The organism is Gorillibacterium terrae, from assembly GCF_051594785.1.
In the GTDB taxonomy this organism is placed as follows: domain Bacteria; phylum Bacillota; class Bacilli; order Paenibacillales; family NBRC-103111; genus Gorillibacterium.
In genome coordinates this window covers 227,433-242,021 of record NZ_JBPPGI010000003.1, presented here as the reverse complement: position 1 = coordinate 242,021, position 14,589 = coordinate 227,433, and the positions used below count along the sequence as shown (strand labels likewise).

Genomic DNA, 14,589 nt, shown 5'->3' with positions numbered 1-14,589 from the left:
CCTAGCCATGAGCGCTTTGAACCCATCCCCCGCAGCCCCGCCCGTTCGGCGGGAAAAGGCCGCCAACCCCGGCGAAGCCGTCAAGAAGGGCCTCGTCTGGCTGTTGTTCGCGGTCCCGGTGGTCACGCAGCTCTACCCGCTGTTCTGGCTGCTGCTCTACTCGCTCAAGACCAACGAAGAGATTTTGGACGGCCGCTTCTTCTCCCTGCCGAAAAGCTACCGGTGGCAAAATTACACGGAAGCGTTCCACTCCGGCCATTACCTGAAATACCTCTCCAACAGCGTCTTCGTCACCGGCATCACGATGGTCTGCGTCATTCTGCTCGCTTCCATGGTCGCCTACGCCATCTCCCGCTTCCGCTGGAAATTCGGCGGCGCCGTCATGCTCGTCTTCCTGATCGGCATGATGATCCCGATGCAGACGACGCTCCTGCCGCTCATGATCCTGTTCAGCAAGGCGCACATCATGAACACGCACGCCTCCCTGATCCTGCCGTACATCGCCTTCTCGCTGCCGATCGCCATCTTCATCCTGAGCGGCTTCATGCGCGGCATCCCCCACGAGATCGAGGAATCGGCCTTTGTCGACGGAGCGAGCGTCTTCCGGATTTTCCGCGAGATCATCCTGCCGATCTCGATTCCTCCGGTGATGACGGTCTGCATCCTGACCTTCATCTCCATCTGGAACGAGTACATTCTGGCAGCCACGTTTATTTCCAAGGAGAGCCTGAAGACGCTGCCGTTCGGCGTGTATACCTTCGTCAGCCAGTATTCGGCCAACTACGGCGACATCGGCGCGTTCCTGGTCATGGGCGCCCTGCCGGTCATCCTGATCTACTTCTTCCTGTCGAGCCAGATTACCAAGGGCATGGTCGCCGGCGCGGTCAAGGGATAAACGCGGAGGCTTCATGCAGACGAGAGGCAACGCAGCGATGCCCAACCGTCGGAAGCCTGCTCACCGAAAAGCAATTCCAAGGCACTCGGGGAGGGGCTCTGCGGAGCCTCTTTCGCCGCTCTGTCCGGGATGGGCGTATAATGGAGGTATCTCGAATGGAGGTATCTTGAACGGAGGAAGCGCCTTGATCCCATTTAAGCGGAAGGGCTACCAGACCATCCATCGACGGCTGTTCCTGCTGTTTCTGTTCGGAGCGGCCAGCAGTCTGCTCGTGCTGAGCCTGCTGTTCTACAACCGCACCTCGGAGCAGTTTCAGCGCAAGATCGGCGACCTGGCCGAGAAGAACATCGCCCAGACGGTCGGTCTGTTCGACCTGATGTTCGGCGGCTACGACAGCTTGTCCAAATCGCTCGTCAACAATTTCGAGCTGGCCCGGCTCCTCCATGAGCCGAGCCGCGAGCCGGCCGTACAGTTCATCAACGAGCAGTCGATCACGACGATCCTCGGGGCGATCTTCTATTCCCGCCGGGATGTGATCGGCATTCACGTCATCACCGACAAGGGCAAAATCTACAATTACGGCAATTCGATGAATGTGGTCGATCCCGATTACCGCGAACGGGACTGGTACAAGCAGATTCATTCCTCTTCCGGCCAGATGGTCTGGCTGGGCGTTCATCCCCGCTCGCTGATCGACGAAGCGGAGACCCGGCCCGTATTTGCCTTCGGACGGCAGATCTACGACCTCAACGAGCACAAGCCGATCGCGGTCGCCTTGTATGAAACCGAGCCCGGCCCCGTGCTGGACGCCTTGGATAATCTGAAGCTGGGGGCGCACAGCCAGGTCTACCTTCTCGACAAGGACAATCTGGTCCTGTCGTCCACGGTCTTGGGAGCGGCGGGCTTCGAAGCCGCGACGCCGAACGCCTCTCCCTCGCCGTTTCCTCTCGCGGAGACGGCGATTCCCGCTGCCTCGCCGGTGAATCCCCCGTTCCCTTATCCGCTGGAAGCCTCGGATTCGGTCACCGTCCAGCGCGGGAAGGAGCACCTGCTCGTCGCCTCCCGGCTGCCCTTTGCCGATTGGTCGGTGGCGAGTGTCACGCCGAACCGCGACCTGAACGTCGAGCTGGTCGAGATGAAGCGCTACCTCTATCTCGTCGTCTCCATCCTGATCGCGGTTTCGGCGCTGATCGGCTCCGCGGTGTCCCTCACCATATCGAAGCCGATCAAGCAATTGATCCGCGAGATGAAACTGGTGGAGATCGGGAATTTCCGGCGGGTCAAGGCGACCGGCTCCTACCAGGAAATCCGGATACTCGTCGGCTCGTTCAATGCGATGGTGCTGCGCATCGAAGAGCTGATCGAGCGGGTGAAGATTTCCTCCGTCAGCGAGAAGAACGCCGAGCTGCAAGCGCTCCAGTCGCAGGTGAACCCGCATTTTCTCTACAACACGCTCGATATGATCTATTGGATGCTCGACGAGAAGGGCAACGACCGGCTCGGCGATATCGTCCTCTCGCTCTCTCACCTGTTCCGCTACAGCAGCCACTGGGAGGAGGGCGCGGCGGTGACGCTCGCCGAGGAGGTCGAGCAGATGCGCCACTACCTGACGATCATCACCGCCCGGCTGGAAGGCCGGCTGACGGTGGAGATCGACATCGACGAACGCTGGATGAACGTTCCGCTGCCGCGCATGACCCTGCAGCCGATCATCGAGAATGCGGTGAAACACGGGTTGGAGGCGTTGAACGACCGTCCCGGCTTCCTCCGGGTCTCGGCGCAGGCAGAGCGGCAAGCCCTGCTCATCCGAATGGAGGACAACGGCGAGGGGATGAGCGGCGAGCAGCTTGCCCGCCTGACGGACGCCCTGCGGCATCCCTCCCCCTCCGGCGCGGCCCAGGGCGGCATCGGCCTGCAAAACCTTCAGCTGCGGCTGATTCACATGTTCGGGGAAGGCTACGGCCTCTGTGTGGAAAGCGCGCCCGGCGAGGGCACGACAGTGTTCGTGCGCCTGCCTCTGTCTGGGAAAGGAGACGGGAACCCATGAATCTCTTGATAGCGGACGACGAGCCCGCCATCCGGTCCGGCATCGGCCGGGCCATCGAGCAGCTTTTTCCGGACTCGACGGTGCATACCGCCGCTTCGGCCAGCGAAGCGGTGCAGATTCTGGACGCCGAGCGGATCGACATCGTGCTGACCGACATCCTCATGCCGGGCATGAGCGGCCTGGAGCTCATGCGCATCACCAAGCGCAAGTACCCGCGCATCCAGTGGGTCGTCATCTCGGCGCACAGCGAATTCCGCTATGCTCAGGAGGCGGTCCGCCTCGGCGCGCGCGATTACCTGTTGAAGCCGATCGGCCGGAGCCGCCTCCAAGAGCTGATCCGGGACCTAGCGGAAGAGGTCCGGCAGGACGACCGGCGCGTCAAGGAAAGCGAGCGGCTGAAGGCCAGCCAGCGCTTCCTGCGGGAAGGGGTATTTCAGCGCCTTGCACTCGGACTCGATACGGGCAACCTCGACATCGGCTCGTTCATGGAGGAGTACGGGGGCTTTTACCTGATTCTCGTGCAGTTCGAGGCGGAGGACCGGGATGTGCACCTGGAGCATTTTATCGTCGAGAATGTGCTCTCGGAGCTGATCGAGTCGCGGGGAAAGGGGTTCGTCACCAGCTGCGGCCGGGAAGCGCTGCTCGCATTGGCCGAACTGAACGAAGGGGAGGAAATCGACGCTCTGCTTCAAGAAGCGGAGCGCCACATCAAGCGCTATGTGAAGCTTCCGTTCCACCTGGCCGGCACCGGGCGAAACACCGATGCCGCCCGCATTGCGGAGCAGGTTGCCCTGCTGAAGAGGGCCTCCCGGCTCGCAGCGGCGCGGGAAGCGACGGAGCCGCAGCTGAAGGGCAGCGGAGAAGCCGCCATCGAGGTCGCGCTAGCCTTCATCCGGGAGCATTACAGCGAGGACCTCTCGCTGGAGAAGGTGGCGTCGATCGTTTACCTGAATCCGGTCTACTTCAGCCAGCTGTTCAAGCAGAAGACCGGCCAGGGCTACAAGGATTACGTGATTCAACTGCGGCTTACGCGCGCCAAGGAGCTACTGCTCGACCCTCGCCTTCGCCTGGCGGAAATCGCGGCCCGGGTCGGCTATCAGGACGTGCGCCATTTCACCACGCTGTTCCGCAAGCGGTTCGAGCTGACGCCCGGCGAATACCGCCAGCAGCAGGAGGTTAAGGTTCTGTTTTGAACGCGATCTGAGGTGCTAGTCCGCCCTTATTGCTTTTGAAGAAGCCGGATTAGCCCGTTGATCTGGGAATCGATACCGTTTCGGATATCTTGCGCCGTGGTGTCGATGACGATATCCGGCCATACGGTCCGTTCCCCGGAGGAATCTCTATCGGGACGCGTCCAAGCTGTCTGGGAGACCGAGACGGTTATACCGGATTCGGGAAGGGTGTAAACATTGATATCTCCAAAGCTGGTAGGTTGGTTTCCCGTCGGTTCGCCCACCACTGTACCCAGATGATTATCTTGGACTAGGGTTGCCAGCCAATTGGCCGAGCTGAAGGTTTGGTTGGAGGTGAGGATATACAGATGTCCGCTGAACGGGGATATGCCCTTAGCTGGAATTACTGAAGTCCGCGATGCAAGCGTTCTCTCGGGTTTTCCACTGACCTGGTCCACGCCGCTGAACCCCATGTAATGCTTTATCGTCGTATAGGAGAACAGTTCCTTGATAACTGCCGAATTCCCACCGCCGTTTCGACGGACATCAATCGCCACATTTCGAAGGTGATTGGCATCAACGGCCTGGAAGAATTCGCGAATGGCCTGTTGAGTCGGTTCGTCGACGGCGCAGTTGTCCAGCCGGAACACGGCGAGCGATTCGTCGGGGAATAATCGGTACGACAAGGCCTGCACCTCATCGACCGGCGAAGCTTGATAGAGTTTAACAACATGCTTCCATGAGGTCGTGAAGGGGATCCTCGCCTGCCTGGTCTTTCCCTCCCGGTTGATCGTTGCTTTCAATACCGACTTCGATTTACGCATAAGCCCGGCTTCCACCAGGTAGGGCTCCCAAACAATCAACTGGGCCGCTCTTGCTTTTACCCAATATTCGTTTTCGGCAGGCACAAGCTGTTGAAATCGGTTCAGAATCTGTTCTTCCGTCTTCCCCCCGATTGAAACGATCCGGTCTCCTTTGCGAAGTTGACCTGTGTCTTCCACAACCATCATCCCATCGTCTCCCCAGAATATCGGCAGTTCTGCAAATCGATCTCCCGGCCTAATTCCAAGCCGAGCCGAGCTGTGTGCATCATGGAGAGTCATCAGCAACGCATTTATTTTGAAGTAGAACCCCTCAACCGGCATTCGCTTGGGAAGACCTCGTTTAATCTCCTCCAACCGCTGCTTCTGTTCGGGCAACCAGCCGCTTTTGACCTGAGGATGTACGGTCTTTAGAATATAGGACAAATAGTTAATGTCGCTTAGCATGTTCTCGCGGGTAATCGATTGTTCTGTAGAAGAAGAGGTTTGCAGAAGGCTCAGACAGAGCGCCGCCAAGAGAAATCTATAAGTTAATTTGAAAAGACCCTTCATGTCGGATATCTCCTTGACCGCTCGCAGCCGCCAGTTTTTGCTAATCTTAACAGCAATCCAACACCAAATATGTAAAACAATTCACATATTCTACTTTCATCGTTTCCGAGTTCTCTCGGAGTCGCTCTCCCTTCCCAAGCCCCACAAAAAAGCGCTTGCAAACGCCTTCCCCTCATGGTAAGCTAAAGCCGTCAAAATAAAAACGTTTTTTATGGAGATTACAGCTTATGCCGCGTGTCACGATCAAGGACGTTGCCAAAGAGGCGGGCGTGTCCATTTCCACCGTCTCGAATGCCCTGAACGATGTCGATGTCCTGAATCCGGAAACGAAGAAGCATATCCTCGAGGTCGCCCACCGGCTCGGCTACGTGCCCAACCTGAACGGCAAGCAGCTGAAGTCGGGCAAGACGCATATGCTCGGCTTTTTCACGACCAGCGTCTCCGGCCCTTACTTCTACAAGCTCGTGGAGTCGATGGCCTGGCAGAGCGAGCGGCTCGGGTACGGGCTGAACATCTTCGTGACGACCGACCGGGACATCATTCTCAACAACCTGCTCGGCCACCGGGTCGACGGAGCGATCATCTATGAGGAGCGGAAGATCGACGCCGACGAAGTCGCCCTGATGCGGAAGAACCGGGTCAAAGCGGTCTTTCTCGACCGTCCTCTGGAAGAGGAGCAGATGGGAAGCGTTATCTTCGATTCCTTCGTGGCCGGTTACGAAGCCACGAGCTACCTGCTCAGCCTCGGCCACCAGCGGATCGCCTATCTCTCCGGCGTCGAGACGATGTTCGACAGCACCCAGCGGCGCGACGGCTACCTGGCGGCGATTCGCGATTATGACCTCGCGGCCGATCCCGATTATATCCTGCAGGGCTATTTCGAGGAGGAAGGCTCCTACAACGCCGTCCGCCAGTTCGCCCGCCAGCATCCCGATAAGTTTCCCGACGCGTTCCTCGCCGGCAATGACCTCAGCGCGCTGGGCTGCATCCGGGCGCTCCGTTCGCTCGGGTACCAAGTCCCCGACGATATCAGCGTCATGGGCTTTGACGATATCGACATCGCAGCCTACTATACGCCGCCGCTGACCACGGTGCGCAACCCCATCGCCCGTCAGGGCATCATGGCGGTCGAGCAGCTGGTCGGCATCATCGAACGAGGCGAGGCCGGCTCGCTGCAAAAGCTGGGCGGAGAGCTCATCGTCCGCGGCAGCACCCAGATCAAGCTCCGCCGCAAGCCGGCTCCCTGAAGAGCTCCGCAGGCAAAGGCGGCCGCCAAGCGAAGCCGGACGGCGGGGGACAACTCATTCCGAAGATGTAATCGATTTCACAAAGGGAAGAAGGATCAAAAAATAAAAACGTTTTTACCAACGAGAGGAGCGCAAGCCATGGTCAATACGGAACGATGGCCCACCCCCGGCAAAAAACCGGTGGGCCGCCGGATACGGGACTTCTGGGTCGATTTCGGCCGACAGTGGGGTCTGCAATCGATGGTGCTGCCGGGCATTCTGTTCATGATCGTCTTCAATTTCATCCCGATTTACGGGCTGGCCATCGCCTTCAAGCGGTATACGGTCATCGACACGCTCGATTCCGCGCCTTGGGTCGGCTGGGAAAACTTCAAGATCATTCTGGAGGACCGGTACTTCTGGGATGCCGTCGTCAACACCCTCGGCATCAGCTTCCTGAAGCTGGCGATCGGTTTCGTCATTCCGATCATCCTGGCCATCATGATCTACGAGGTGCCGGCGGGCCGGTTCAAGAAAGCCGTGCAAACGCTGTCTTACCTGCCGCACTTCCTGTCCTGGATCGTACTCGGCGGCATGCTGATCACCTGGATGTCGACGACCGGCCTGTTCAATCAGCTCCTGCTCGATCTCGGCCTCCTCTCCAAGCCGCAGAACATCCTGCTCGACGCGGGCAAGTACTGGTGGATCGCCACCCTGTCGGACATCTGGAAGGAAGCCGGCTGGGGCACGATCCTCTACCTGGCGATCATGTCCAAGATCGACCCGACCTACTACGAGGCGGCCAAGATCGACGGCGCGAGCCGCATCCGGCAGATCTGGCACATCACCATCCCCAACATGAAGATGATGATCGGACTGAACCTGATCCTCACCATCAGCGGCCTGTTCGGTTCGAACCTCGACCAGACGCTCGTGCTGATGAACTCCCAGAACCGGGAGAAGGCCGAGGTCATCAACTCGTACGTCTACCGGATGGGGATGACGCAGGGCGACTTCTCCTACGCCACCGCCGTCGGGCTCGGCGTCTCGATCGTATCGGTCATCCTGCTCGTCGCGGCGAACAAGATCACAAGCAAGCTGAATGACAATCAATCCGTGCTGTAGCAAGGAGGGCCACTACCCATGAGCTCCAAAGCGAGAAAGCTCGACGTCGACAGCCGGGTGTTCAATGCCGTCAACGTTACGCTCCTGATTCTGATTACGATCCTGATCGTCGTTCCGCTCTGGAACGTCGTCGTCTCCTCTTTCACCTCGGGCAAGGCGCTGGCCGAAGGCGGGTTTGTTTTCTGGCCCTCCAAGCTGTCCCTGGAGAACTACCGGGCCGTCTTCCGCGACGACCACATCTACCAAGCCTTCTTCATCTCCGTAGCCAAAACGGTGCTCGGCGTTCTCACCCACGTCTTCTTCTGCGCCATGGTGGGGTACGGACTCAGCAAAAGGCACCTGCGCGGCCGCAAGCTGTACGTGGCGATGGGCGTCATTACCATGTTCTTCTCCGGCGGCATGATCCCGACTTACCTGCTGATCAAGTCGCTGAACCTGCTCGATACCTTCTGGGTGTACATCATTCCCGCCCTGCTCAGCTATTACGACGTGGTCATTCTGATGAACTTTTTCCGCAATGTCCCGGACTCCCTGGAGGAATCGGCCAAGATCGACGGCGCCGGAGATTGGAAAATCTTCCTTCGCATCTTCATCCCGCTCTCCATGCCGGCGATGGCGACCATCGCCCTGTTCAACGGCGTCGGCCAGTGGAACGACTTCATGACCACCAAGCTGTACATCACCAACGAAGCGCTGTATCCGTTGCAGATGATGCTCTATGAGATCATCGTCCAGTCGCAGACCCAAACCATGCAGAACACCGCGGGCTCGGCGATCATCGAGACCACCACCAAAGGGGTGCAACTCGCGACAATCGTCATCACGACGCTGCCGATTGTTGTGGTTTATCCATTGCTTCAACGCTATTTCATCTCCGGTATGATGCTGGGCGCCGTCAAGGAATAAGCAGCCCCGGCATCATCCGGGAACCAACAGGCTCGACCATATAAGGAGGGTACGTCGATGAGCAAAAAAACCGGAACATCTTCCCGCAAAGGGATCGCCGTCGCTTCGGCGGTGCTTGCCACGGCACTGGCTGTAAGCGGTTGCGGCGGAGGCGGCAAAACGGGTTCGAAGGGGAGCGACCTCCCCACTCTGGACGGAAGGTACACGCCGAGCGCAGAGCAGCCGGCCTGGAAGGCGGATACGAAGGACAACACCGAGCTGACCTGGTATGTCAACGCCGACTGGTGGAACACCGACTTCGGCAAGGACGTGGTGACGAAGAAAATCAAGGAAGACCTGAAGATCAACATCAAGTTCATCACCGGCGACGATACGAAGCTGAACACGATCTTCGCGGGCAAGGATAAACCCGACCTGATCACCATCTTCGACGGCAACTCCGCCGTGGCGCAAAAGGCTTCGACCTGGGCGCTGCCGCTGAACCAGCTGGCCGATGCCTACGACCCCTATTTCAACAAGGTCGCCGCCAAGGACACGCTGAACTGGTTCAAGCAAGCCGACGGCAACACCTACGGCTATCCCAACTATTCCAACACCCAAGCCGACTATGACAGCGGCCAGATTCCGGCGACGAGCGCCTTCATCATCCGCAAGGATGTCTACGAAGCGATCGGCAAGCCCTCGATGAAGACGCAGGATGAATTCAAGAGCGCCATGGACCAGATCAAGTCCAAGTTCCCGGCTCTCGTTCCGTTCGGCTTCAACGCCATCGGCACCGGCACCGGCTCGCTCGGCGACGCGCTCCAGGATTATCTCGGCGTGCCGCTGGAAGACAAGGACGGCAACTACTACAACCGCAACCTCGACGAGGACTACCTCTCCTGGGTGAAGACGCTGAACCAGGTCTACCGCGCCGGCAACATCAGCGACGACAGCTTCGCCGACGACGGAACCGCCTTCGAGGAGAAGGTCAAGTCCGGCAAATACGCCACCATCTTCATGTCCGGCACGCCGCAGATGAGCGGTAGCCTGCAGACGTTCCTGTCCGCCAACGCCGGCAAGGAATACATGGCCGTCGACGGACCGGCCAGCACGGTCGGCAACGCGCCGACGCTGAACCAATCCGGCATCTCCGGCTGGATGATCTCCTACATCACCAAGGACTGCAAGGACCCGGCCAAGGCCATCCAGATCTTCACCTACCTGCTCAGCGACGAAGGCCAGATGCTGATGAACTACGGCATCGAGAGCGAAACTTATCAGGTCAATGCCGACAAGACGGTCTCGTTCCTGCCGGAGATCAAGAAGCTGCAGCAAGAGAACGCCGACAAGTTCAAGAAGGAATACCGCATGGGCGAGTTCATGTTCTTCGGCCACGACCGCTACAAGGCCATCAGCCAGGACGCGTTCGCCGATTCGATCAAGCAGATGATCGAGTGGGGCAAGGGCAAGCTGAAGCCGCACTTCATCCTGGAGAACACCGCTCCGGCCACCGGCACCCCGGAAGCCCGCTCGCTGACGGCGATCGACGCCAAGTGGAACACGACGCTGGTCAGCCTGATCCGCTCCAAGGACGACAATGCCTTCAACGGCACGCTCGAAGCCTACAAGAGCTTCCTGAAGGACAACAACTGGGATAAGATCGCCGAGGTCCGCACCGCCAAGATGAAGGAGAACAAAGAGAAGCTGGGCCTGAAATAAGCCCGGACCGGAGGAGGAACCATCTATGAAAGACCCCGTTCTGTACCGTTCCGCCGGGGAAGAGGCGCTGTTCGTCTGCCTCTCTCCCGCAGGGGAGGCCACCCCCGGCTCCGAGAGGGGTCGGGCGGCCGATCCGGGCACGAAGCCGCTGTCCGTCGTGCTGCGGGAGGACTCGCTGCACCAGGAGCTCGACGGCTTCGGCGCCTCCTTCACCGATTCGGCCGCGTACCTGATTCACCAAAAGCTAACCGAGGACGTGCGCCGGGACTTAATGGAGAAGCTGTTTCATCCGGAGAAGGGCATCGGCCTGTCCGTGGTGCGCAACCCGATGGGCGCGAGCGACTTCGCCCGCGACTTCTACAGCTACGACGACATGCCGCCGGGCGAATCCGATCCCGAGCTGAGGCGGTTCTCCATCGCCCATGACGAAGCCGACATCATCCCGCTCATGCAGGAAGCGCTCGCGCTGAATCCCGAGCTGAAGCTGTTCGCCTCGCCCTGGAGCCCGCCGGGCTGGATGAAGACGACCGATTCGATGATCGGCGGCGAGCTGAAGCCCGACTGCTACTCCGTGTACGCCGAGTATTTCGCCCGCTTTGCGGAGGCGTACCGGCAGGCGGGGCTCCCCGTCTACGCGTTCACGCCGCAGAACGAATCGCTGTTCGTGCCGCCGCATTACCCGGGCATGCTGATGCCCGCCGAAGCCCAGGCGGTATTCATCCGCGATTACCTGAAGCCCGCCCTGCGGGCGCGTGGCATCGCCGCCAAGGTGTTCTGCTACGACCACAACTGGGACCGGCCCGATTACCCGCTCGCCGTGCTGCAAGCAGCCGAGGCGGAGGTAGACGGCGTGGCCTGGCATTGGTACGGCGGCGAGCCGGCCGTTCAAAGCGAGGTCGCCCGGGCGTTCCCCGGCAAGGAGGTTCACTTCACCGAGGGCTCGGGCGGCGAGTGGATTCCGCCCTTCGAGCAGGCCTTCTCGCACATCATCCGAATGGGCATCGAGGTGCTGAACCACGGCAGCAAGTCATTCGTCCTCTGGAACATGGCGCTCGACGAGGAGAACGGCCCGGCGGTTCCCGGCTTCGGCCGCAGTACCTGCCGCGGGATCGTCCTGGTCAACCAAACGACCGGAGAATTGGACTACAACCTGGACTATTACGCCTTGGCCCACTTCAGCAAGGTCATCCGCCCGGGCGCGCGCCGCATGGAGATCGAGACCGGCGATTCCGGACTCGCCGCCACCGCGGCCCTCAACCCGGACGGCACCATCGGCGCGGTGCTGTTCAACGACAGCGACCGGCCGATCCCGGTCTCGCTCGTCCGGCGGGGCGAAGAGGCCGCCGCCTTCGTTTTGGAGCCCGGACAGGTCATTTCGGCGCTCCTGGCAGAGCTGGCGTAGCGTACGCATAGCGCCGCCAAGCATAGCGGCATTCCCCGAATTGAAAAAGGCTGCTCCTTGCGTCCCGCGAACAGCGGGAGCTTGGAGCAGCCTTTTTGCTGGGGGTGCCGGCCACAACAGCTGCTGCGACTCCCTCTGTATCCGTGAGCCGGGTACACCGGGTATCCCGTGAGCCGTGCTCACCGGGTCGCCGCGAGTCATGAGAACCGCCGCGAGTCATGCGCACCGGGCAGTCGGGCGCACCGGGCACCGCCTGGGATCGGTCTCGCTTATCCGGCTACAGGGCTTTCCTCTGCCCCGTCCACCGGACGCGGGCGGCCGAAGCGATAGCCCTGGAACAGCCGATAGCCCCGGTCGCGCAGCCAGACGAAGTCGGCCTCCTCCTCGACCCCTTCGGCCAAGGGAACCGCCTCGACCGATGCGGCGGCCGCCAGGAACGCCAGCGCGGTCTCTTGCTTGGCCGCATCCTGCGCTACCCCGTGGACAAATCGCATCGCCAGCTTCATGACATGCGGGCGAATGTCCGCCAGCAGCTCGCGGGTGCTTGCGCCCTCGCCCGCATCGTCCAGCGCATTGCGAAAGCCGTGGCCGCCGTAATAGTGGAGGATCGCGTTCAGGTGCTCCACATTCCGCACCTGCTCCGATTCCACCACCTCGAACACGAGGCGGCCCGGATCGATGCCGAATTCGCGGACGGCCGCAAGCGTCGTCCGCAGGCAGTGCTCGGGCGCGTAGATCGAATTGGGCGTGAAATTGATGAAGACGGAGCCGGGAAGCCGGGCAGCGCTGCGCACGCCGGCCACCCGGCAGAGCCGGTCGAGGGCATACAGCCGGTTCCGCTCCCGGGCCGCGCCGAACACCTCGTCGGGACCGGCCAGGCTGCCGTCCGGACGGCGGAACCGGGACAGCACCTCGTGAGCCACCACCCGCTCCTCTGCGTCGACGATGGGCTGGCAGTACGAAACAATGGACTCGGCCTTCAGGATGGGCTCCACCCAATCCGCGCCGAGCACCCGATCCAGCTCGGCGAGCGGCCGCCAGCGGCCCCCGTCGATGCGAAATGTTTGATTCTCCAGCTCCAGATGATCGCGGCCGAAATCCAGGTAATCGGCCACGCCCTCTTCCCGGATGGCAACGACGGTCTCGCTCCGTTTCTCCCCTAATCCCAAGCCCTTCACAAAACGCTCCAACGCGGGAAGCAAGTCCGCGTTTCGCGCCCCGTCCAGCTTGAATTCGTAAACCAAGCCGGGATTCGTACAAAGCCGGCAAGCGTCCATCCGATCCTCTCCTCGTTCCGGTCTGCGGTGCGTAAGCTCTCCCCTACTTCTTCGCCTTCCGGAAGAAATCCCCTCTTCGGGATGGGTAAAGCAGACTGGAACGCGGCTTCCCCGGCTCGGAGCAATCGGATGGGACTTTCAATCTAGCGGAAGAACGCCGGCAAGTATGGGCGGTTCTGCTCCAGCATTTCCTCCAGCAGCGCTTTGGCTGCCCTCACGGACGGCACCAGCGGATGGCTCGCCATCGCCTGCAAGGCGATCTGCCTATCGCCGGTGACAGCCGCTTCGATCGTCAGCCGTTCATAGGTCTTCACGGCATGGATCAAGCCCTTCACCTGCTCCGGCACAACCGTCACCGGCAGCGGCAGCGGACCTGCGCCGGTGACGACGCAATTGACCTCGATGGAGGCATCCTCGGGCAGGAAATCGAGCGTTCGGCCGTTGCGGACGTTCAACGTCTGAATGTCCCGCCGGTCGTTGTGGAGCGAGACCATCAGGTTGACGGCCGCTTCGGAATAATAGGCTCCCCCCCGCTGCTCCAGCTGCTTCGGCTTCTCGTTCAGATCCGGGTCCCGGTACAGCTCGAACAGCTCATCCTCGACCCGCTTCACGACCTCGGCGCGCGTTCCGTTCGCGGCCAGCGAGGCCAATTGCTCCTCCAGCATGGCGTCGGTCAGGTAATAGTATTTCAGGTAATAGGACGGCAGGCCGCCGAGTCCGCGGAGGAAATCCGGGTCCCATTCCGTCGCCGGAACGTTCTGGGCCGAATATTCCTCCCGCTTGTCGAGCAGCTCCGGCAGCTTGTTAACGCCCTCCACCTCGATCCGCGTCACCCAGTGGAGATGGTTCAGCCCGACAAACTCGGTATACAGCTTCTCCGGCGTTGTCCCGTACTTCTCGCACAGCCACTTCTGCAGGCCGATGGGCGCATTGCACAGCCCGATGCTCTTCACCCGCGAATGCCGCGAGATCGCTTCGGTAACCATTCCCGCCGGGTTGGTGAAATTGAGCAGCCAGGCGTCCGGAGCCAGCTCCTCGATGTCCCGGCACAGGTCGAGCAGCACCGGAATGGTCCGCAGTGCCTTCATCATACCGCCCGGGCCGGTCGTCTCCTGCCCGATGACCCCGTGCCGGTTCGGGATATGCTCATCCCACTTGCGGGCTTCGAGCAGCCCGACGCGCATCTGGGTCGAGATGAAGTCCGCGCCGGCGATCGCTTCGCGCCGGTCAAGCGTCAACCGCACGTCGATCGGAAGGCCCGACTTCCGCACCATCCGCTTCGCCAGTTCGCCGACGATCTCCAGCTTATGCCGCCCCTCCTCGATATCGACGAGCCACAGCTCGCGGATCGGCAGCCGCTCATAATGGCGGATGAAGCCTTCCACGATCTCCGGCGTATACGACGAGCCGCCGCCGATCACCGCAATCTTTAATCCTGTCTTTTCTGCCATCGCTTCCCATTCCC

Annotated in this window: 11 protein-coding genes; 8 read left to right on the top strand and 3 right to left on the bottom strand. The window is 60.7% G+C overall.

The genetic code is table 11. The features are described from left to right. The first annotated feature begins 7 nt into the window (after positions 1-7). The 3 genes from ACSEXS_RS13720 (at position 8) to ACSEXS_RS13710 (ending at position 4,135) form a co-directional block, all read left to right on the top strand. The gene (locus ACSEXS_RS13720) at positions 8-895 is read left to right on the top strand and encodes a carbohydrate ABC transporter permease (RefSeq protein WP_438433798.1); all 888 of its coding nucleotides are present in this window, start codon (positions 8-10) and stop codon (positions 893-895) included. Positions 896-1,079: 184 nt separating this feature from the next. After that, positions 1,080-2,942 carry a cache domain-containing sensor histidine kinase gene (locus tag ACSEXS_RS13715; RefSeq protein WP_438433797.1) on the top strand — a complete coding sequence of 621 codons (1,863 nt, stop codon included), beginning with the start codon at positions 1,080-1,082 and terminating at the stop codon, positions 2,940-2,942. After that, entirely contained in the window at positions 2,939-4,135 is a 1,197-nt protein-coding gene (locus ACSEXS_RS13710) for a response regulator (protein ID WP_438433796.1), read from the top strand. The genes ACSEXS_RS13715 and ACSEXS_RS13710 overlap by 4 nt, the downstream gene beginning before the upstream one ends. 26 nt (positions 4,136-4,161) lie before the next feature. Here the strand turns inward: ACSEXS_RS13710 and ACSEXS_RS13705 are convergent, their stop codons facing one another. After that, the gene (locus ACSEXS_RS13705; protein WP_438433795.1) at positions 4,162-5,487 is read right to left on the bottom strand and encodes a S41 family peptidase; all 1,326 of its coding nucleotides are present in this window, start codon (positions 5,485-5,487) and stop codon (positions 4,162-4,164) included. 227 nt (positions 5,488-5,714) lie between these two features. On the opposite strand from ACSEXS_RS13705, the gene ACSEXS_RS13700 reads away from it, so the two are divergent. From ACSEXS_RS13700 to ACSEXS_RS13680, 5 genes are all read left to right on the top strand, one after another. Continuing rightward, positions 5,715-6,734 carry a LacI family DNA-binding transcriptional regulator gene (locus ACSEXS_RS13700; RefSeq protein WP_438433794.1) on the top strand — a complete coding sequence of 340 codons (1,020 nt, stop codon included), beginning with the start codon at positions 5,715-5,717 and terminating at the stop codon, positions 6,732-6,734. A gap of 138 nt (positions 6,735-6,872) precedes the next feature. Beyond that, complete coding sequence (locus ACSEXS_RS13695; RefSeq protein ID WP_438433793.1) at positions 6,873-7,838, top strand: ABC transporter permease; 966 nt, start codon at positions 6,873-6,875, stop codon at positions 7,836-7,838. 18 nt (positions 7,839-7,856) lie between these two features. Continuing rightward, entirely contained in the window at positions 7,857-8,744 is an 888-nt protein-coding gene (locus tag ACSEXS_RS13690) for a carbohydrate ABC transporter permease (protein WP_438433792.1), read from the top strand. 57 nt (positions 8,745-8,801) lie between these two features. Then, positions 8,802-10,445, top strand: a complete 1,644-nt coding sequence (locus tag ACSEXS_RS13685; protein ID WP_438433791.1) for a type 2 periplasmic-binding domain-containing protein — start codon at positions 8,802-8,804, stop codon at positions 10,443-10,445. 25 nt (positions 10,446-10,470) lie between these two features. Continuing rightward, complete coding sequence (locus tag ACSEXS_RS13680; protein WP_438433790.1) at positions 10,471-11,847, top strand: glycoside hydrolase family 30 protein; 1,377 nt, start codon at positions 10,471-10,473, stop codon at positions 11,845-11,847. A gap of 269 nt (positions 11,848-12,116) precedes the next feature. Here ACSEXS_RS13680 and ACSEXS_RS13675 read toward each other — a convergent pair whose 3' ends face one another. Next, positions 12,117-13,124 (bottom strand): EAL domain-containing protein, encoded by a 1,008-nt coding sequence (locus tag ACSEXS_RS13675; protein WP_438433789.1) that lies wholly within the window; start codon positions 13,122-13,124, stop codon positions 12,117-12,119. A gap of 143 nt (positions 13,125-13,267) precedes the next feature. Next, positions 13,268-14,575 carry a 6-phospho-beta-glucosidase gene (locus ACSEXS_RS13670; protein WP_438433788.1) on the bottom strand — a complete coding sequence of 436 codons (1,308 nt, stop codon included), beginning with the start codon at positions 14,573-14,575 and terminating at the stop codon, positions 13,268-13,270. Positions 14,576-14,589 lie beyond the last annotated feature (14 nt).